We start from the raw sequence: 21,081 nt of genomic DNA, 5'->3' as shown, positions 1-21,081 counted from the left end.
TGTAAAGATGACTAGATACGATGATACTATTTATATTGCAGGCTTGCAAAGTTTATATAATGTGGGAGCCACACATGTACGGCGTTTCATAGAGGATTTTGGATCGCCCTATGATGCTTGGCAAGCCGTTAAGAAGGTGGAAAATTTAAAGCCTTATACACATATTTCTACTGCTGATAAACGTGCTATAGCATCATCGGCTAAGGATGAAAAGTTAGATTATATAATTCATAAAATTGACGAATATAAGATGGATGTTACTACCTTTTTAGATAAAGATTTTCCATCTATTTTGAACCATATTTATAATCCACCGGCTATATTGTTTATGCGAGGTAATAGAGCCCTTTTAGATAAACGGCTAAATCGGATTGCCCTTGTAGGGGCACGGCGCTGCTCATTATACGGACGGAATGTGGCGAGAATGCTTGGTAAAGAGCTCGGCAAATATAGCACTATTATCGTCAGTGGCGGCGCACGAGGTATTGATGCACATGGTCACGAAGGGCTATTAGCTAGTCAGGGGTATGGGATTGTGGTCATGGGTTGTGGCTTAGATATAGTATATCCACGAGAGAATACAAAATTATTTGACAGAATCTTACAAAACAATGGTTTGCTTGTATCTGAATACCCACCTGGTACGCCACCATCTGCTAAACATTTCCCCGCTCGAAATCGTATCATTAGCGGCCTTAGTAGAGGTGTAATCGTAGTAGAGGCAAAAGCAAGTAGTGGATCATTGATTACAGCTGATATGGCTGTTAGCGAAGGGCGAGATGTATTTGTAGTGCCTTGTAATTTATTAGACCATACGGCAGATGGCAATAAATTTCTCATGCGTAATGGAGCCTTTGTATTAACTGGTTATGAGGACATCGTCAAGGAATATCATTTAACCTTGCGAGATATGTTTAGTACTAAAGAAAAACTTTTACCACTAAATAAAAGAGACACTATGGGTGTAAAAGATAGTAATCAAATGGCGAATAATGGTCAGGGTGTTGATACACAAGGGCTCTCTATGTTAAGCTTTAATGTGGATAGGAGTCTAATCTTGAGCGAAATACCTCATGATCGTTGTATCACCGTTAGTGATATTTTGAAAGCGACCTCTATTCCATTACAACAACTGCAGCCCTTATTACTAGAGTTAGAAATGGAAGGGGCTATAGAGAATCATCCGCCGAGAGGCTATATTAATATGACTAGGAGTGATATACTTGTCCATTAAACGATCAATCGTTATTGGCGAGCCAAAAGCAGCTAGTACTAGTAAAGATACTAAAAAGAAAAGTACTAAAAAAGAGAGTACTACGATAAAGCGTAAGGTTGCTAAAGAAGCCCTTACTCCAATGGGAATTGTACGGGATAAATCTGTAGTACAAACCTCCGTGCCACCAGAGCAACGGGAACCACGCGTATATAATCCTGATGGCAAAGTATTGGTTATCGTAGAGTCTCCTGCTAAATCTAAAACAATTGAAAAATTCTTAGGTCCTAACTATGTTGTAAAGGCGAGTATGGGCCACTTACGAGATTTGCCAAAGTCTCAAATGGGCATCGATATCGAACATGATTTCACGCCCCGTTATAGTAATTTGGTAACTCGTAAAAAGGTTATCGATGAACTCGTTTCCTATGCCGATGAAAGCAGCGCCGTATTGCTCGCAACTGACCCTGACCGCGAAGGGGAAGCTATTTCTTGGCATTTAGCGTACATATTAAATGTAGATCCTACATCTACATGTCGTATTACGTTTAATGAGATTACTAAAAATGCCGTAGCAGAGGCCTTAGAATCTCCACGTACTATCGATATGAACATGGTTGATGCTCAACAAGCACGCCGTGTATTAGACCGTATCGTAGGCTATAAATTGAGTCCTTTGTTATGGAAAAAGGTTTGTAAAGGCCTCAGTGCAGGTCGTGTGCAATCCGTTGCAGTTCGACTTATCTGTGAAAGAGAGCGAGAAATTCAAGCTTTTGTGCCACAAGAGTACTGGACTATTGAAGGCAATTTTGAAACGCCTAAAAAAGAGGCTTTCACAGCAGAATTGACTCATATTAAAGGTAAAAAAATCGATATTACTACTGAAAGTGAAGCACAAGCCGTAGTAGATGCTATTGGCGGAGCCGATGCAGTAGTGAGAAATATTGAGAAACGCAAGCGTTCTCGTAAAGCAGCACCTCCGTTTACAACGTCTACGTTGCAACAAGATGGTGTGCGTAAATTGAACTTTGGTGCGAAGCGTACCATGATGATTGCACAACATCTTTACGAAGGTCTTGAAATTGGTTCCTATGGTCACGTAGGTTTGATTACGTATATGCGTACAGACTCTACGCGTATCTCTAAAGAGATGCAAGAAACGGCTAAGGACTTTATCCTTCGCAATTATGGGGAAGACTATTATCCGTCTAAACCAAATGTGTACGGTTCTAAGGGTTCTGCTCAAGATGCGCACGAAGCAATTCGTCCCACATCTCTCGAGTTAACGCCTAAGATGGTTGAGCCATTCTTGAGTCGTGATGAACTTAAGCTGTATACGTTGATTTGGAATCGTTTTATGGCGAGCCAAATGGCACCACAACAAAATGAATCTACAACCATTGAGTTGGTAGTTCAAAATGATTATACATTTAAAGCAACGGGCTCTCGTGTTATCTTCCCTGGCTTTAGCGCCGTTTATGAAGATGTGAAAAAAGAGGATGCTCCTCAATTGCCTGCCCTTAAAAAGAATGATGCAGCCCATACAGTAGAGGTATTGCCTGAACAACATTTCACGCAACCACCTCCTCGTTACTCTGAGGCGAGTCTTATCAAAACACTAGAAGAACTCGGTATTGGTCGTCCTAGTACGTATGCACCAATTTTAGATACAATCGTTAGCCGTAACTATGTAGAGAATACAAATAAACAATTCGTTCCAACCGAGCTAGGCTTTGTGGTGGTAGACTTCTTGATCGCGTACTTCGAAAAGATCATCAATACTGGCTTTACGCGAGACCTTGAAGAAGAGCTTGATGCAATTGCATCTGGCAAGGATACGTATGTAAAAGTATTATCTGACTTCTACGAGGTATTTGCGCAAGAACTAGAAGATGCGAGCGATGTAGATCGCATTGAAATTGCATCTATGGAAAGTGATGAAACTTGTGAACTTTGCAATAGTCCAATGGTATATAAATTTGGTCGCTATGGTAAGTTCCTAGCATGTTCTAACTTCCCAGAATGTAAAAATACTAAACCTATTACAGTAGGTACAGGTGTAACTTGCCCTAAATGTAAGGAAGGGGAAATCGTAGAGCGTAAGTCTCGTCGTGGTCGTCTATTCTACGGCTGTAATCGATATCCACAATGTGACTTTACATTATGGGATAAACCAACCCATGATTTCTGTGAAACATGTGGTTCTATTATGGTTGAAAAGACATATAAAAATGGTACAACTAAAAAGTTCTGTTCCAATGAAACATGTCCAACTAGACCACCAAAGAAAACAAGAAAGAAAAAAAGCGAAGCTAGTGAAGAAACTGTAAAAGAATCTAAAGGATCTAAAGAATCTAAAAAATCTAAAAAGTCTAGCAAAGCTAAAAAAGAGGAAACAACAGTTGAATAATAAAAATGTTATTGTTATTGGTGCGGGCCTAGCCGGTTCTGAGGCGGCTTGGCAACTCGCCAATCGAGGCATTCATGTAGACTTATATGAAATGCGCCCCCTGAAGAGTTCTCCTGCGCACCAAACAGATCAATTTGCAGAGCTCGTATGTAGTAACTCCTTGCGAGCTGGCAATATTGAAAATGCAGTAGGTCTTTTAAAAGAAGAAATGCGTCGTTTAGGTTCCCTTATTATGGAATGTGCTGATGCAACTGCTGTACCTGCCGGTGGTGCCTTGGCCGTTGATCGTCATTTGTTTAGTGAAATGGTGACGAAGAAGGTAAAGGGACATCCTAATATTACAGTTCACAATGAAGAGGTAACTGAGATTCCTGCTGAAGGCACTGTTATTTTTGCTTCTGGGCCACTTACGTCTGAAGCATTAGGCGATAAGATTAAAGCCTTAACAGGTGAAACAGGTTTTTATTTCTACGATGCAGCAGCTCCTATTGTTACGGCAGAATCTTTAAATTACGACAAAGTATTTGCCGCTTCTCGCTACGACAAGGGTGATGCAGATTACCTTAACTGTCCTATGACAGAAGAGGAATATAAAGCATTCTGGCATGAACTCACTACAGCTGAAGCTGTGCAACCGAAGGATTTTGAAAAGGAAATCTACTTTGAAGGTTGCATGCCCGTAGAAATCATGGCCAGCCGTGGGGAAGACACATTGCGCTATGGTCCACTTAAACCAGTTGGTTTAGTAGATAAACGGACTAATGAGGAATCTTATGCAGTAGTACAATTGCGTAAGGAGAATAAAGAAGGCACCATGTTTAACTTGGTAGGCTTCCAAACTCATTTAAAGTGGGGCGAACAAAAGCGTGTATTTGGTATGATTCCAGGTCTTGAAAATGCTGAATTTATCCGTTATGGTGTCATGCACCGCAATACATATATTAACTCTCCTGAGTTATTGAATCATGCGTTCCAACTTAAAAAGGAACCACGCCTATTCTTCGCTGGTCAAATGACAGGCGTAGAAGGGTATTTAGAATCTGCTGCTAGTGGTCTCATGGTAGGTATTCAAGTAGAACGGTATTTAGAGGAACGCTCATTTATTGATTTCCCTAAAACTACGGCAATCGGCTCTCTCAGCCACTATATTTCTAACTACGAAGGCTCTAACTTCCAACCAATGAATGTCAACTTTGGCATCATGGATCCATGGCCTCAAAAAGTGCGTAAGAAAAAAGAGAAAAATGCATTGATTGCTAATCGAGCATTAGAAGAGCTGGATGTATTAAAAGCTAAAGAAAATTTATAAGATAAAGTTTTTGTGTATTAATCTAGCTTGTTAGATCAATCGTAAATTATAACTTACATAAAAAAATCCTTCATTCACATACCTAGGAATGAAGGATTTTTATTATTTACTGTTTTATTTACGCTTTTTGGCTTTAACTGTTGGCTCTGTAGCAACAATTACTTTTTGATTTTTCTTTTCTAGATAGCCTAGATAGATAAATACACAGATGCCCACAATGATTGCTACAAGGCTAGTCATTTGAGCAGATTTTAAACCTAATGTTAGATTAACATAATCGCCACGCAAGAACTCTAAGAAGAAACGAGCTGTAGAGTAGAGAATAGCGTATAGGACAAATACTTGACCTTTAGCATGTTTGAAGGAACCAAATAATAAAAGGGCAACAAAGATAAGAATATCGATCTGACCTTCCCATACTTCCGCAGGCCATAGTGGTTGATTGCCGTAGGTGCGGTACGCAAGGGTACTTTCAGGATAGATAATACCATAATTACCACCCGTAGGATGACCGAAAGCATCGCCGTTTAAAAGATTTGCCATACGGCCTACAGATTGTGCCAAAATCAATGCTGGCGCAAATAGATCGGCAAAGGCCCAGAAGTCGATATTGTTTTTACGAAGATACCAGTAGCCCGCAATTGTACCAAGTACAACACCACCTTGGATAGCCATACCACCTTGCCAAACGAAGGGGATTTCTAATAAATGATTGCCATAATAATCCCAGTCAAAGAAGAATACGTCCCATAGGCGAGCACCGATGAGGCCCGCTACAGCAACTGTAATGGAGAAATCAATGATGTGCTCATGCCAACCACGACCATCTTTCTTTAACAGTACATACGCCACTGAGGCGCCGCAGATGATAGCCAAGGCCAACATAACGCCGTAGGCTCTAATAGGGAAGTCCCCTATAAAAAATAAATATTGATGCATATAAAACTCCTTATGTGATAATTTTTATTAGTACATAAATTAAATTATAAATTACATACACTCTTCATGCAAGAAAAGAGATGAACTCTATATAATATGGTATAATATAGAGATTGATATTGTATCCCAGTATGGGAACTAGAGTTAGGAGAGTACATGATTCGCAAATCTACTATTTTAAAATCATTAACAGCTTTAGTAATGTCTGCATTATCTACGACTGCCGTACAGGCAGAGGTATTGGTACCGTTAGAACAATTTCTAGCGACAACAACGCGTCATTACGAAGCAAATCAATATAAAACAGCATATACGGTGTATGTGCCTCAAACAGAATTACAAGGTAATATGGTTGTATTAAATCCATCAGCCGTTGGTGAACCTGTTAAATTGCCTATTACTAAACAAAATGGTATTACCTATGTTGATATCGAGTCTGATCCAGCAATGCTTGGTGTTAGTTATACAAAAATTAATGGACAATTAACATTAGGTCCTGCACCGCAAGCTTCAACGGTAAAAGCCCCTTATACATTGCAAACTCCATTGTCTTGGGCATTTGACCCATGGCCGACAGAGGGGGCACCATACCAAACTAAACTTAATACGAGTGGGGATAACATCATTTCTCCTAGCTGGTTTAAATTACATAGTTTAGGTCTTGAGGCTAGCCCAAATGTAAACATTGATTATGTGAATGCCTATAAAGGTAAGGGTTACCATGTATGGCCATTGATTACGAATCGTTTTGATCCAGACTTTACAAGTGGCATTTTAGCAGACCAATCAGTATGGAAAAAATATGCTCATAACCTTGTTCAATATGCTTATATTTATGGCTTTGATGGTTATAACTTCGACTTTGAAAATATCGACTATGCTGACCGCGATCGTTTAACAGCGTTTGTAGCGTATTTATCTAACCATTTACACCAATATAATATTAAAACATCTATCGATGTAACGGGGTATTCTGATAGTCCTGAATGGTCTTTGGTGTATAACCGCAGTGCATTTTCTAATTCCGTAGACTATGTGGTTCTTATGGCGTATGACGAAACATGGGCTAAGAGTACTACAGCTGGTCCTGTAGCAAGTTATCCTTGGGTTCGTAACCATACTGAAAGAATGCTTTCAGAGGTTCCATCTCATAAGTTAGTGCTTGGTGTACCTTTCTACATGCGTTTGTGGCATGATACAAATGGCTATGCTAAGGGCGAAACATTGGCTATGAAGAATACTGGTACCTACTTTGCAAACCACAAAGATAAAATGACTTGGGATGATCGCTTGAAACTATATTATCTATCTATTCCAACAAGTTCTGGCTCTGATCGTATTTGGTTTGAAGATAACACGTCTTTAGGCTTAAAATTAGACCTTGTAAAAGAATTAAAACTCGGTGGTTTTGCTGCATGGCGTAAAGGTTTTGAAGACGAATCTACCATCGCTATGATTCAAGGTAAAGACTTAGGTCGTGGTATTCCTAAATCCACTACCGTAGATGTTCCTGAACCTGTAGTAGAGGAAACAAAACCATTAACTAAGCTTGAACAATACAAATTGCGCTTAGAGGAAAAAGAAAAGGCTAAAGCTGCTAAAGCAGAAGCGAAACGCAAGGCTAAAGAAGAAAAAGAAGCAGCAAAACGCAAAGCTAAAGAAGAAGCTGAACGAGCAAAAGCTGAGAAAAAACGTCAAGCTGAAGAAGCTAAGGCAGAGAAAAAACGCTTATCAAAATCTGTACAAGTAGTAAAACGCTAGTGTTTGACTGCTTTTACTTGAAGTAGTAAAATAAAAATATTGATTATAAAACGGCAACTAATGAAGTTGTCCATATGAGGAGGCTCCTACATGAACGAAAAATATGTAGCCCAAGATCTTGAGAAAAAGTGGCAACAGTATTGGGAAGATAACCATACATTTAAAACAGAATACGATGAATCTAAAGAAAAATACTATGTACTAGAAATGTTTCCGTACCCATCCGGTAATTTACACATGGGTCACGTGCGTAACTACTCCATCGGTGACGTAGTAGCTCGCTTCAAAAAAATGAAGGGCTTCAACGTGTTGCATCCAATGGGGTGGGACTCCTTTGGTATGCCTGCAGAAAATGCGGCTATCAAACATGGCATTGCACCTAAAACATGGACTCTTGATAACATCGAGAACATGAAATTGCAACAAAAAGCACTTGGTTTGTCCTACGACTGGGACCGCGAAGTAGCAACTTGCAAAGAAGATTACTATAAATGGACGCAATGGTTCTTCCAACAGTTTTATAAAAAAGGCTTAGCATACAAAAAAGAAGCTAAAGTAAACTGGTGTGAAACGTGCCATACTGTATTGGCAAATGAACAAGTAATCGACGGCGCTTGCTGGCGTTGTGACAATACTGTTGAGAAAAAAGATTTGTCTCAATGGTTCTTGCGCATCACTGAATATGCGGATCGCTTGTTAACTGATTTGGATACTCTTGATCACTGGCCACAACGCGTTAAATTGATGCAAAAAAACTGGATTGGCCGCTCTGAAGGTACAGAATTCTCCTTCGAAGTACCATCCATTAATGAACGCGTAGCTGTATATACAACTCGTGTGGATACGATTTATGGCGTAAGCTATGTTGTATTGGCTCCTGAACATCCATATGTAGAACGCATTATTGAAAATGCCCCTAATAAAGCTGAATTAGAAGCTTTCATTACGCGTATGCGCAATATGAGCGACATCGATCGTACATCTACAGATACACCTAAAGAAGGTATGTTTACTGGTTCCTATGCAGTAAATCCTATGTCTGGTGAACAAGTTCCAGTTTGGATTGCAAACTATGTATTAGTAGACTATGGTACTGGTGCTGTAATGGGTTCCCCTGCACATGATGAACGGGACTGGGAATTTGCTCATAAATATGATTTGCCTATTAAACAAGTTGTTGCTCGTGAAGGTGAAGAATATAGTCTTGAAAAATGGCAAGAATGGTACCATGAAGATGGTATCCTAGTTAACTCTGGTGAATTTAATGACCAAACATCTGAAGAGGCTCGTAAAAATATTACAGCTGCACTTAATGAGCGAGGCATTGGTGAAGGTAAAGTAAACTTCCGTCTTCGTGACTGGTTGATTTCTCGTCAACGTTACTGGGGCGTGCCAATTCCTGTAGTATACTGTGAAAAATGTGGTGAACAACTCGTTCCTGAAGAAGAGTTGCCAGTACGATTGCCAGAGGATGTTAAATTCGAATCTGGTGCCGTATCTCCATTGGCTACATCTGAAAGTTTCTTGCATACTACATGCCCTAAATGTGGTGGTCCAGCACATCGTGAGACAGATACAATGGACACATTTATCGATTCCTCTTGGTACTTCTTGCGCTATACAGATGCGAAAAATGACCAAGCTCCATTCGATAAAAAAATTGCTAATTACTGGATGAATGTAGACCAATATATCGGTGGCATTGAACATGCTATCTTGCACTTGCTGTACTCTCGATTCTTTGTGAAAGTTATTCACGATTTAGGCCTTATCGAAGCTAACGAACCATTCCGTGGCTTGTTGACACAAGGTATGGTACTTAAAGAAGGCAGCAAAATGTCTAAATCCAAAGGTAATGTAGTTTCTCCTGAAGAAATTATCAATACATATGGTGCAGATACAGCACGCTTGTTCATTCTATTTGCGGCTCCTGTAGATCGTGACCTTGATTGGTCCGACCAAGGTGTTGAAGGCTCTTATCGTTTCTTAGGTCGTGTATGGCGTATTGTTGATGCGTACAACGAAGAAGGTAAGAAAAATGTAACTGGTGAACTTACAAAAGACGAATTCGCATTGCGTCGTGAGTTACACCGCGTTATCAAAAAAGTTACAGAAGATCTCGATAACAACTTTAACTTCAATACAGCTATTTCTGCTATCATGGAACTTGTAAATGCTATGTATGCTCATAAGGACAAAGCTGAAACAATCAATAGCGCTTTGGCTAATGAATTGACTCGTTCCTTATTACTTCTTTTAGCACCATTCGTTCCTCATATTACAGAAGAGTTGTGGCATGAATTAGGTGAAACTACATCCATCCATACTGAAAACTGGCCTGTATACGAAGAATCTGCTCTTGTAGTAGACGAAGTAGAAGTAGTATTGCAAGTAAATGGTAAAGTTCGCGATAAACTTACTGTTTCCGTAAATATTACGAAAGAAGAATTAGAAACAATGGCTAAAGAATCTAGCCGTGTTCAAGAGTTTACAGAAGGTAAAAATATCGTAAAAGTTATTTATGTTCCTGGTAAACTTGTAAATATCGTTGTTAAATAACGATATTCTATTCGTTTAATACTGTAAGCCCCCAACTACATAGGTAGAAGGGGGCTTATTTTTAAGTGAGGTAATTATGGCAAAACGTAGCGATTATATTTCTTGGGATGAATACTTCATGGGCGTTGCCATTTTGGCAGCACAACGTTCTAAAGATCCTAATACACAAGTAGGTGCCTGCATCGTAAGCAATGACAATAAAATTTTATCTATTGGTTACAATGGTATGCCTTTAAATTGTAGTGATGATGATTTCACATGGGAACGCGATACAGCAGATGATAATAAATATTTCTATACTGTACATAGCGAACTCAATGCCATCCTAAATTATCGGGGCGGTTCTTTAGAAGGTTCTAAAATATATGTAACACTATTCCCTTGTAATGAATGTGCAAAAGCCATCATTCAAAGTGGCATTAAAGCTGTTATCTACCGCGATGATCTTTACAAAGATACAAAAGAGGTTAAGGCATCTAAACGAATGCTAAAAACAGCAGGTGTAGAAATTATTGAATATAAACCTACAGGACGGACTTTACATATTACCGTATGATAAACTATAAAAGCATATTATTATAAGAAAAGCTCTTATCTATTAATTAATGGATAAGAGCTTTTGCTATATTTTTACTATGTTAGATTGTATACCTAAATTATACTTGTAAACGACCGTCAATCATAATATCAACGGCTTGACCATCACGAGTATATCCCTTAATATTCATGTGTTCATGACCAATCATAAAGTCCACATGTGTTAAGGAGTGGTTAAGGCCGCGTTCCTTTAATTCCTCTTCAGATAAACCATCGCTGTTTTTAAGGCATGTAGGATAAGATGCACCAATTGCTAAATGGCAGGACGCATTTTCATCAAATAATGTTTCGTAGAATATTTGGTTAGATTGGCTAATTGGGCTGAAGTGATCCACTAATGCTACTTCGCCAAGGTAGTGGGAGCCTTCATCAGTTTCTACTAATTCTTTTAGAACTTCATAACCTTCTTTTGCAGTGTATTCTACGATTTTACCATCTTTAAAGGTGAAGGAGAAATCAGAAATTGTATTGCCATGGTAAATTAATGGTTTTGTGCTGTACACAACGCCATTTACACCATTATATTGAGGAGCAGAGAAAACTTCCTCTGTAGGTATATTAGCGTTGAAAATAGTACCATCTTTAGAGGATTCTTCACCACCTAGCCAGATATGACCTTCTGGCAATTCTAATAAAAGGTCGGTGCCGTTTTCACAAGTGTAACGCAATGATTTTAAGTCTAATTTATTCAATGCTTCACAGCGATGACGCAATTTTGCCATGTGATGACGATATGTATCTTTTGGTTCAATACCTTCAATGCGACAAAGTTTTAATAATGTTGCCCACAATTGATCGATTTTTTCTTCGTCAGTACCTTCATAGCCAAGTAAATTTGCCCATAGAACGGTCGGTACTGATGCTACACACCATGTAACAGAAGAGTTCATGATAGCTGTGTGATAGAAGGATAATGCTTTATTTAAATTGCGAGACTGTAAGGAAATACGATCTGTTGGGATACCTTCTAATGCTTTAGGATTAGCACTGATCAAAGATAAAAATGCTGCCTTATCATCGATGTATTGCTTGTAGAATTCAGGAATCCAGTTAGCCGGTTTTTCTAAGACAGATTCTTTAGCATGTAATAAGCGTTGACGAGCGATAGGGGAACATCTCCAGTTAAGAACTACCTCTTTTGCGCCTAGCTCATAGGCTTCTTCAGTAACAATTACTGCAAAATCTTTATTTTCTACATCAACAGAAATAACTAATGTTTGGTCTTGTTGTAAATTTACGCCGTACTTTAGTAATGTATGGGCGTATTTTTTTAATGTTTCTTGATTCATAAATTCTCCTTTTATTCGACATCAATTGTTAAACTCCTGCTAGTGTGACTAATAGAGTCAGTGGTAGGAGTTTTATTTTTCATAGGGAAATCCTTCAGTAGGAGGTGCACTATGAAATATAAATTGAAGCCGTATATGATAATTATATTAATCCTATGTATTTTAGTAGGAATTTATTTCCTATGGCCTATTATAACAGATGAAAGCGATTCTGTCCTTGTTGAAGGGGGAGTAGATGAAAGTTCTTCTATATCAAATGTAGCAGAAATATCTAATAAACCGATTGCTTATATTACAGGTGCCGTAGTTTCACCTGGTCTATATGAGCTTGAAAGCTCAGCAACAGTAGGAGATGTTATCAAGCTAGCAGGAGGACTGTTACCGTATGCAGATGTTGAGTCTATTAATATGGCTAAATCAGTTACTGGAGGAGATCATATTCATGTAGTATTTAACTTTCACGGAAATCCTGAAGCGTTATTACGTGGTAATAAGATAAATATTAATACAGCTACTGCTAAAGAACTAGATGCGTTGCCCGGCATTGGTCCTGCTATGGCTAAAAGAATAGAAGAATATCGCTCACAAAAAGGTCCCTTTACATCTGTTGAAGGTATCAAGGGGGTGAAGGGCATTGGTGACGGCGTATTTAAGAAGATTAAAGATAAAATTACAATTTAGTCATCGAGATAGCAACAATGATGGCTTCTTCAATGATGTAAATGATGTTAATAGGAACAACAATCTTTTAACCCATAGCCAATGGGCACATATTATATTAGGTTCTATAATTATGGGTACAATATTAGGCTATGGTCAGTATTATCCAGTACTTAATCAGATGCGCTACATCTTTGCTATAGGGTTAGCTATTATAGTTGTAGGTATTTTCAAAGCATTACAATCGTCTGATAGATGGCATTCACTTAGCAAGTTAATGGTCTTAGTATTTGTTTTAGTTGGTTTATCTTATTATCAAACAGATTTACGGATTATACATTTTAATAGCTATACATCATATTATTTACAGCAAGAAGGGGAATACCTTTGTACGGTTGTTGCTGCTCCTGAAACCGTAAATTTAAATGGACAGGAGTATTATAAATATACTATTGAAATTCATGGCCTACATCCCTATAAAAATACTGCAAAAAATGACTATATTAAAGCACAAGGGCGTTTACAAGTATACTCAAAGGTATCTGCTACGAACTATCCCGTACGACTAGGAGAATATGCAATTGTTGAAGGCACACCAAAGCCCTTATTTCTCATTGAAGAGGAAGGTCGTATTAATCTTAGAGGTCGATATATTAGCTCTAATACTAGAGGTCGTATCTATGATGGTATATATCGCGCTGCTAGTAACATAGATTTGCAAATGTATCACTATAAAGATACATTTTATGCCGAACTATATAGGAAAGGCCTAATAATTTCTGGTGCATTACGCGAATCTATAGATAAAAATATTGGTCACAATCTAGAAGGACCGCAAAAAGTATTAGCACAAGCGTTAGCTTTAGGTGGTCATTATAGTGAACTCGGAGAGGACCAAATGAAGGCTTTCTCCTATACAGGCCTAATCCATATTTTATCCATATCAGGATCGCATATTGCTTTGTTGTTAGCCCTTGTGTACGGATTTGGACGATTTATTAAATTAAAGAAGCGTACATGTTTAATCTTTGGTATTATAGTTGCTTGTATATATTGTGGTATTGTAGGCGGCGATGGACCTGTTCTACGTGCTACGATGATGAGCATACTCATGTGTATCGCTTTTATAAAGGGACGGCTATATCAGGCCAAACAAGCGTTATGTATATGCGCTATTTTATGTGTCATATATGATCCGTTCTCCTTATTTGATGTAAGCTTTCAACTATCCTTTGGGGCGACTTATGGTTTACTCATATGGGGAAAGGTATTATATGAACGAATACAGTGGCTACCTAGATGGATAAAAACACCGTTAGTATTATGTGTGTCGGCCCAGTTGTTGATTTTACCGTTACAGCTCTATTACTTTCACTATATTAGCATTGCTAGTTTGTTAGCAGCCTGTATAGTAGCGCCCTTATTAGATATATCCATAGTTTTAATATTTGTAAGTACTTTAGTCAGTTACGTACTCCCTATATCGTTAATGTGGTCTTTAGTAGATGTACTATTGCGAATATCCTTATATTTAAATCATGTACTAGGGCGTAGTGGTAATCTACTTTGGCTTGGTATGATGCATCCTTATTGTGCGTATATATATTATGTGCTATTAGGCTTGTTTACGTATTTTTTGACGCATAGAAAAAGGTATACTGTACATGTACTATTATCATTATCTTTAATGGTTTTAACCTTTGGCACTTCCTATTATGTTACGCATCATCACAAGGAGACATTAGTTCATTATATTCCAATGAAGCAATGCAATGTTTTACTTTGTATAGAACCAAATCATGAAGGGGCACATCTATTAATCGATGCGCCAGATCATATTAAGACGGCACCTAATGAAAGGCTTATTAATCAAGCCATTAGAGCCTATGGCGTACATCCTAAAAGCGTAACAGTTGAGTACTTTTACAGTAACGGTTCTGCAAAGGTGGTATATAAAAATAGTATGAATCAAATCGTAGTATATAATGGACAAAGTAGAGAAAAAAATCTAAAATTAAATGATAAGACTAATTCATTATATATAACGAGTCGATCTCGTGTAATGGCTGAAATTGGACGTATTTCACCTACTAGTACGGTTCTATTTGGAAGTCCCCACGGTGCGTTACGCGATGTGGATCCTTCATCAGAACACATGTATATAATGGGGTACAGCTATATTGAGGATATGTATCTGTGAAAGGAGGAACTATGGCATATATTCAGCTTATTTATGGTGATGAGCCACAATTAATTGAAGAAGAAAAACGCAAATTTTTAAGTGCCTATCCAGACCTTCCAGTGACCGTATTAGATGATGAAGCTGGCCCACAGAAGATTAGTGAAAAGCTATGTGAAGATTCACTATTTGGGGATCAAAAGGTATTCTGTTTAGTTAACTTGCCTATCATTCGTAAAAGCGGCAAAAATAGCGATTCTTGGATTCCATTGTATGATCTCATCATGGAATATAATGGGGATAATCCTATTCTTTTGATTTATCATGATATGATTGACAAACGGATTAAACAGAATAAAGAGATTCTAGATAAAATACCAAATCATCAATGCAAGCGCCTTGAAGGGGCAGACCTTGTGATGTGGATACGTCAGTACTGTACATCTAATGGGTTTAAAATGACACCGGATGCACAGGAATATGTAGCGCATCTCATCGATTTGTGGCAAGATGTACCAGTTTCTTTCATGAGAACCGAATTTGACCGTTATTTCTTGCAAATTACAGGGGAAAAAGTCATTACCAAAGAATTCCTAGAAGAAAATGGCAGTAACTATGGTGCTAAAAATATTTTCACCTTTAAAGAGGCTCTGTTAAAGCGAGATATTGATACATTGCTTGAACTATTTCCGTTTATGTTTGGCTATAAAGAATTAGACCGTGCTATGAGCTATATTGAGGGGCAATTACGTTTACAGCTACTGGTTAATGAATGTCGACAAGCGGGAATGTCTGTTCAAGCCATACAAAACTTATGTAAGGATCATGATTCGTCATTTAAACCGTATCCGATCAAACTTGCTTATGAAGCGAGCTCTCGGATTTCTACGAAAGCATTACGAGCTTTATTAAAAGGTTTGTATGAGATTATCCTAGATAGTCGTAGCAGTAAGGGCGATATTTGGAGATTTAGAGATTTATGTATTACCTATTGTGGGTATAAGGGATAAAAATGAAAGTACGTTATCGTGTTGTACCAAAACAGAATAAGAAATCATCCTTCTATGTGAACTGTCATAGCCAACATGTGACGATACAAGCTGCAGACTCTGCATTTTCTACTCTGCTGAGCCTACGTGACAGATTATCTGCATGGTATAAGGAGAAGAATATATCTTTTGATGATATTCCAACAAATACTGATACAGCATGCTGTTTTGCTTGGAAAGTAGATACTGAAACTGGGGAAGGGTTAGATACCTATTATTATGGTGGTGGCTGTGGTGCTGGAGAATGGATCGAGGCTGCAGAGGCGCAACGGGAGGCTGAAGAGGCTAAAAACCAAGCTCCTAGAGGTAAATCCTTTGCTGGCTATGATTATGAAGATGACTATGCCGAGTTTGATGATTTTGCACCGTTCGTAGAAGCTGTGGAACTTGGTTATTTCAATAATAGTCCAGTCGTCCTTTCTCGACCTCATCAAACAGCTGCAGCATCTAGTGGTAATGATACCGTAGCATCTGTTAGTAGCGCACCTAAAACAAGTAAAGGTTTTGCTCCTAAGAGCACTACCAAATCTACAGCTAAAGGCAGTGATGGAGATGGAAAATATCCTCGTCGTGCACCGAAGGATGCTCCTACAGATGAGGGTATGATTGTAGGCCCTAAAATTGAAGGGGTCACTTCTAAAATTATGGGGACCTTAGATACACCTAGTGTCATCTTTGAAGGCGTATTAGTAGGCTTAGATAAACGTGATACTAAGACTGGTAAAAGTATCGTTAACGGCAGCATTGTTGATGATACGAATAGTATTAAGTTCATCAAGTTTGCGAATAGTCCTGAAGAAGGAGATGCACTACTTAAACAGTTAAAAGGTTTGCAACGCGTTCGCGTACAAGGCAGCGTAAACTTTGATGATCGCTTTGATAAAGACTATATCCTATCTATTCGCAGTATTGAAGCTTTGGAAACGACTAGTGTAGAACGCACTGAAAACCGTCCAGATTCTCGTGTAGAGCTTCATTTACACACTAAGATGAGCGATAAGGATGCCCTTGTATCTGTTAAAGATTTATTCAAAACAATAAAAAAATGGGGTCATCCAGCAGTAGCTATTACTGACCATGGCGTTGTTCAAGCCTTTCCAGAGGCGCAAGCTCTTGGTAAGGAGTTGGGCGTTAAGGTTATTTATGGTGTAGAAGGTTATCTCATTGATGATGAAATTGTTGCTCGTGATGAAGAGCCTGTAGTAGATAAGAAGAAGAAAAAAGAAAAAGATAAACGTTACCATATTATCTTATTAGCTAAAAATATGGTAGGTTTGCGCAATCTGTACAAGATGATATCTATTTCTCACCTAGAACATTACAAGGTTCGCCCACGCTTACCACGTTCCGTTATTGAAGAACATCGTGAAGGCATTATTATCGGTTCTGCTTGTGAAGCTGGTGAACTTATGCAATCTATTGTTCGTGGCGCTACAAAGGAAGAACTATTAGAGGTTGCATCCTTCTATGATTATTTAGAAGTTCAGCCACATACGAATAATATGTTCTTAGTTCGTAAAGGCCTTATGCCAGATGAGCAAGCCCTTATCGATATGAACAAAACAGTAATCGAATTAGGTGAGGCCTTAAACAAACCTGTTTGTGCAACGTGTGACGTTCACTATTTAACGCCAGAAGAAAAGATTTATCGTGAAATCATGTTGACTGCCTGTGGCTATCCAGATGCAGATGAACAACCAGATTTACATTTACGTACCACCGATGAAATGTTGGCATCCTTCCCTTACTTAAGTGAAGAAAAAGCTTATGAAATAGTTGTTACTAATACTCGTGCAATTAATGATAGTATTGAAGATATTAAGCCAGTTCCTGATGGTACCTATTCCCCTAAGATTGAAGGCGCCGATGAAGCTTTCACAGAAATGTGTTATAGAAATGCAAAAGCCATTTATGGTGATCCATTACCTCGCGTAGTACAAGAGCGACTCGATTATGAACTAGATTGTATTATCTCCAATGGTTATGGTGTATTGTATTACATCGCGCATAAACTAGTAAAAAAATCTCTTGATGATGGGTATCTTGTTGGTTCTCGTGGTTCTGTAGGTTCTTCCTTTGCAGCAACCATGTCTGAAATTACAGAGGTAAATCCATTACCGCCACATTATGTATGCCCTAATTGTAAGCATTCTGAATTCTTTGAAAAGGGCGAATACGCAGGTGGCTTTGACTTACCACGTAAAGATTGTCCAGAGTGTGGTCATGCGCTACAAACAAATGGCCATGATATTCCGTTTGCGATCTTCCTTGGTTTCGAAGGTGATAAGGTTCCAGATATCGACCTTAACTTCTCCGGTGACTATCAAGCAAAGGCACACAAGTATACGGAAGAACTATTTGGACGTGACAATGTATTTAAAGCGGGAACAATCGGTACTATTGCGGATAAAACAGCCTTTGGCTATGTTAAAAAATACGCCGAAGTTCGAGATATTCAAGCTCGCAGTGGTTTCTTTGAACATTTAGCAAAAGGCTTTACAAATGTAAAGAATACTACTGGCCAACATCCAGGCGGTATCATGGTATGTCCTCGCGATATGGATGTGCATCACTTTACGCCTATACAGCATCCTGCGAATAAAAAGGAAAGTGGTGTATTAACAACACACTTTGACTATCACTCCATCGAAGGCCGTATGACTAAGCTCGATATTCTGGGCCATGATGATCCGACTATCATTCGTATGCTAGAGGATTTGACAGGTATAGATGCTAAAACTATACCGTTCGATGATCCTCGTACTTTAAGTCTATTCTCCTCTACAGAGGGTATTGGCTTAACACCTGAGCAATTACAAGGTGATCAAGTAGCTAGTTTGGCTGTGCCAGAATGTGGTACGAAGTTCGTACGGGGCATGCTTGAAGACTCTCGTCCTCAAACGTTCTCCGACTTAGTACGTATCTCTGGTTTCTCTCATGGTACTAACGTATGGCTCGATAATGCGCAAGATCTCATTAAAAATGGTACTTGTAAATTGAACGAAGCCATTTCTACCCGTGATGACGTAATGAACTTCTTGATTCATCGTGGCATGGATCGAAAGCATAGCTTCTTCGTTATGGAGAACGTACGTAAAGGGAAGGGCATTGAAAAACGCAATAAACAAGGTCAAGCGACGACTGAGTTTGAAGCAGAAATGCGGGAAAACAATATTCCTGAATGGTTTATTGAATCTTGTAAGAAGATTTCCTATCTGTTCCCACGGGCCCATGCGGTAGCTTATGTAATGATGGCATTCCGTATAGCCTGGTTTAAGGTATACCATCCATTGGCATTCTATGCAGCATACTTCTCCATTCGGGCCAAGGCCTTTGATTTGCGCATTATGACGGGAGACCTTAAAACGCAAATGACTGAGTTCAATCGTATTAAAGCTCTTGATCGTGGTGCTAGTCCTAAAGATAAGGACCTTATGAGTGCCTTAGAAGTATCTATGGAAATGTACCAACGGGGTTATCGTTTTGTTAATGTAGATATTCAACACTCTGAAGCTAGACGCTTTAGTATTAAAGATGGTGCTTTATTACCGCCATTCCTAGCTATTGACTCCTTAGGTGAAACAGTAGCAGATGCGATCGTAGCTGAACGAGAAGAACGTCCGTTTACATCTCTAAAAGACTTGCAACGTCGTTGTAAGGTATCTAACACCATCATTGATCTTATGAAAGAACTCAAATGCTGTGGTGAACTACCTGAAGACGAACAAATGTCACTCTTTGGAGCATAATAAAATACAAGATTAGGATTAAATACAAAGTAGGCACTATATCCAAAGTGGGATATAGTGCTTATTTTTCTATATTTTGCTAAAATACAATTAATAATTAATAATGTTACCTACTATAACTATACTACGAGGAGAAAATGATTTTTCTTTTTTTAACATTAATGGCTGTTATTACAGTAGTAGTTCTAGCTAAATCAAAAGAAATATATTTTGTATCTGCTTCTTTTAAAAGAAGTAAATCTTTTTTACTTATACAAATCTTCCAAGTTTTAGTAATTTATTTAGGTTTAATTTTTGCTGATTATAGTAATAAAATATTTGCTATAGTTCTATTCTTAGTATCTATATCCGAAATGCTTAAATTGGTTTATTTGAAGAAGATTGTAAATAAAGAGATTAATAAAGAAACCAATATGCCTTATAAATTAACTGATGTTATTAGTAGATTAAACATCTATAGTCGAATTATCTTTATTATTGTATTCAACACTTTTGTTAATTTTCTTGTATTTAAGTAGATTTTTCTGATAAAGGGAGTGTTCGGACATGATAAATAAGCATAAAAGTCAATCTGTAGAAATAGAATTTTGGGACATTGAGCCAGAGGATGTACCTGAGTTAGAAGAATCAGATATTCCAGGTGTATACTTTAACGAATTCCGAGAATATGTTGATGAAGAAGGAAATGTGCTATCACCATCAGATCTCGATGCAATACGATATAAAGATGATTACGAGGACGATTATTATAGATAGAAATTATTAGAGTGTCATATTTATATTGTTTTTATTTTGTAACGAGTTGGTTAATTATGAGAGTTCCAATATATGAAGCTGTAGCTCATTATAAAAAGAATAATGAATTACCTTATACAGAGTATTTTGGCCTAGGCTTTTTTTCTAAATTATCATTAGCAGAAAAGGCATTAACTGAGTCAAAAAATTTGATAGGTTTTTCTGATTTGGCTGATGATTCATTTTCGATAACAACTCATTATTTAAATGATTGTGCGCATATAGGTGATGATATTAGTTTTGAAATCATAAACAACAAAATTTATGGTGTTTGGTATGATTATGATATAGATGATTATTATACATGTTCAGGATACATAGGTTTATTTAGTACTTTAAAATATGCAGAGAAAGCAATAGAGTGGTATAAAACTTGGGATATATTTAAAGTACACGGTATAGAGTGTTTAGGAATAGCTACTATCACTCTTAATTTAAGGGGATGGACTGAAGGTTTTATAACAATATATGATTAAATTAAGAAAAAAAAGAGGTGTCATCATCTGATGACATCTCTTTTTTTTGAAAGTTTTGCAGTTTATTTATTTTGACAGGGTTTGAATATTTGGCAG

Annotated in this window: 15 protein-coding genes; 13 read left to right on the top strand and 2 right to left on the bottom strand. The window is 38.0% G+C overall.

From position 1 onward, the window contains the following. The first annotated feature begins 7 nt into the window (after positions 1 to 7). Genes dprA through trmFO form a run of 3 tightly spaced genes read left to right on the top strand, consistent with a single transcriptional unit; the run spans position 8 to position 4,932 of the window. On the top strand, positions 8 to 1,234 hold the full coding sequence (gene dprA, locus RYM16_RS04295) for a DNA-processing protein DprA (RefSeq protein WP_314982520.1): 1,227 nt from the start codon (positions 8 to 10) through the stop codon (positions 1,232 to 1,234). After that, positions 1,224 to 3,623, top strand: a complete 2,400-nt coding sequence (gene topA, locus RYM16_RS04290; RefSeq protein WP_314982518.1) for a type I DNA topoisomerase — start codon at positions 1,224 to 1,226, stop codon at positions 3,621 to 3,623. Before dprA ends, topA begins: the two co-directional genes overlap by 11 nt. Next, entirely contained in the window at positions 3,616 to 4,932 is a 1,317-nt protein-coding gene (gene trmFO, locus RYM16_RS04285) for a methylenetetrahydrofolate--tRNA-(uracil(54)-C(5))-methyltransferase (FADH(2)-oxidizing) TrmFO (RefSeq protein ID WP_314982516.1), read from the top strand. Before topA ends, trmFO begins: the two co-directional genes overlap by 8 nt. A 114-nt stretch (positions 4,933 to 5,046) precedes the next feature. On the opposite strand, the gene lgt is transcribed toward trmFO, so the two are convergent. Further along, positions 5,047 to 5,871, bottom strand: a complete 825-nt coding sequence (lgt, locus tag RYM16_RS04280) for a prolipoprotein diacylglyceryl transferase (protein WP_287292433.1) — start codon at positions 5,869 to 5,871, stop codon at positions 5,047 to 5,049. Positions 5,872 to 6,027: 156 nt separating this feature from the next. On the opposite strand from lgt, the gene RYM16_RS04275 reads away from it, so the two are divergent. The 3 genes from RYM16_RS04275 to RYM16_RS04265 all read left to right on the top strand — a co-directional run bounded on the left by RYM16_RS04275 (position 6,028) and on the right by RYM16_RS04265 (position 10,747). Next, positions 6,028 to 7,632 (top strand): glycosyl hydrolase family 18 protein, encoded by a 1,605-nt coding sequence (locus tag RYM16_RS04275; RefSeq protein ID WP_314982514.1) that lies wholly within the window; start codon positions 6,028 to 6,030, stop codon positions 7,630 to 7,632. Between the two features lie 90 nt (positions 7,633 to 7,722). Beyond that, on the top strand, positions 7,723 to 10,191 hold the full coding sequence (gene leuS / locus RYM16_RS04270) for a leucine--tRNA ligase (protein WP_314982513.1): 2,469 nt from the start codon (positions 7,723 to 7,725) through the stop codon (positions 10,189 to 10,191). Between the two features lie 76 nt (positions 10,192 to 10,267). Next, positions 10,268 to 10,747, top strand: coding sequence for a dCMP deaminase family protein (locus RYM16_RS04265; protein ID WP_009352594.1), 480 nt, complete (start codon positions 10,268 to 10,270; stop codon positions 10,745 to 10,747). Between the two features lie 100 nt (positions 10,748 to 10,847). On the opposite strand, the gene RYM16_RS04260 is transcribed toward RYM16_RS04265, so the two are convergent. After that, the gene (locus RYM16_RS04260) at positions 10,848 to 12,077 is read right to left on the bottom strand and encodes an aminopeptidase (RefSeq protein ID WP_273298572.1); all 1,230 of its coding nucleotides are present in this window, start codon (positions 12,075 to 12,077) and stop codon (positions 10,848 to 10,850) included. Positions 12,078 to 12,188: 111 nt separating this feature from the next. Between RYM16_RS04260 and RYM16_RS04255 the strand changes: the two genes are divergently transcribed. From RYM16_RS04255 to RYM16_RS04225, 7 genes are all read left to right on the top strand, one after another. Beyond that, complete coding sequence (locus RYM16_RS04255; protein WP_314982512.1) at positions 12,189 to 12,758, top strand: ComEA family DNA-binding protein; 570 nt, start codon at positions 12,189 to 12,191, stop codon at positions 12,756 to 12,758. After that, positions 12,715 to 14,937 (top strand): ComEC/Rec2 family competence protein, encoded by a 2,223-nt coding sequence (locus RYM16_RS04250; RefSeq protein WP_314982510.1) that lies wholly within the window; start codon positions 12,715 to 12,717, stop codon positions 14,935 to 14,937. The genes RYM16_RS04255 and RYM16_RS04250 overlap by 44 nt, the downstream gene beginning before the upstream one ends. 11 nt (positions 14,938 to 14,948) lie before the next feature. Continuing rightward, entirely contained in the window at positions 14,949 to 15,926 is a 978-nt protein-coding gene (holA, locus tag RYM16_RS04245) for a DNA polymerase III subunit delta (RefSeq protein WP_314982508.1), read from the top strand. Positions 15,927 to 15,928: 2 nt separating this feature from the next. Then, positions 15,929 to 19,714: a PolC-type DNA polymerase III gene (locus tag RYM16_RS04240; protein ID WP_314982505.1), complete on the top strand. Its 3,786-nt coding sequence runs from the start codon at positions 15,929 to 15,931 to the stop codon at positions 19,712 to 19,714. A gap of 161 nt (positions 19,715 to 19,875) precedes the next feature. Beyond that, positions 19,876 to 20,232 (top strand): hypothetical protein, encoded by a 357-nt coding sequence (locus tag RYM16_RS04235; RefSeq protein WP_314982503.1) that lies wholly within the window; start codon positions 19,876 to 19,878, stop codon positions 20,230 to 20,232. 28 nt (positions 20,233 to 20,260) lie between these two features. Then, positions 20,261 to 20,470 (top strand): hypothetical protein, encoded by a 210-nt coding sequence (locus tag RYM16_RS04230; RefSeq protein ID WP_265139050.1) that lies wholly within the window; start codon positions 20,261 to 20,263, stop codon positions 20,468 to 20,470. Between the two features lie 56 nt (positions 20,471 to 20,526). Then, positions 20,527 to 20,985, top strand: a complete 459-nt coding sequence (locus tag RYM16_RS04225; protein ID WP_265139051.1) for a hypothetical protein — start codon at positions 20,527 to 20,529, stop codon at positions 20,983 to 20,985. Positions 20,986 to 21,081 lie beyond the last annotated feature (96 nt).

Origin of the sequence: uncultured Veillonella sp., assembly GCF_963524655.1 — a bacterium.
GTDB lineage: Bacteria > Bacillota > Negativicutes > Veillonellales > Veillonellaceae > Veillonella.
This window is presented reverse-complemented; position numbering and strand designations above follow the sequence as displayed.

Bases quoted from the DNA above. Each gene is read 5' to 3' on its own strand.
- RYM16_RS04235 (WP_314982503.1), top strand. From the start codon at position 19,876: ATGGCTGTTATTACAGTAGTAGTTCTAGCTAAATCAAAAGAAATATAT.
- RYM16_RS04255 (WP_314982512.1), top strand. From the start codon at position 12,189: ATGAAATATAAATTGAAGCCGTATATGATAATTATATTAATCCTATGT.
- lgt (WP_287292433.1), bottom strand. From the start codon at position 5,871: ATGCATCAATATTTATTTTTTATAGGGGACTTCCCTATTAGAGCCTAC.
- RYM16_RS04230 (WP_265139050.1), top strand. From the start codon at position 20,261: ATGATAAATAAGCATAAAAGTCAATCTGTAGAAATAGAATTTTGGGAC.
- leuS (WP_314982513.1), top strand. From the start codon at position 7,723: ATGAACGAAAAATATGTAGCCCAAGATCTTGAGAAAAAGTGGCAACAG.
- RYM16_RS04225 (WP_265139051.1), top strand. From the start codon at position 20,527: ATGAGAGTTCCAATATATGAAGCTGTAGCTCATTATAAAAAGAATAAT.
- RYM16_RS04240 (WP_314982505.1), top strand. From the start codon at position 15,929: ATGAAAGTACGTTATCGTGTTGTACCAAAACAGAATAAGAAATCATCC.
- dprA (WP_314982520.1), top strand. From the start codon at position 8: ATGACTAGATACGATGATACTATTTATATTGCAGGCTTGCAAAGTTTA.
- RYM16_RS04265 (WP_009352594.1), top strand. From the start codon at position 10,268: ATGGCAAAACGTAGCGATTATATTTCTTGGGATGAATACTTCATGGGC.
- RYM16_RS04275 (WP_314982514.1), top strand. From the start codon at position 6,028: ATGATTCGCAAATCTACTATTTTAAAATCATTAACAGCTTTAGTAATG.
- holA (WP_314982508.1), top strand. From the start codon at position 14,949: ATGGCATATATTCAGCTTATTTATGGTGATGAGCCACAATTAATTGAA.
- RYM16_RS04260 (WP_273298572.1), bottom strand. From the start codon at position 12,077: ATGAATCAAGAAACATTAAAAAAATACGCCCATACATTACTAAAGTAC.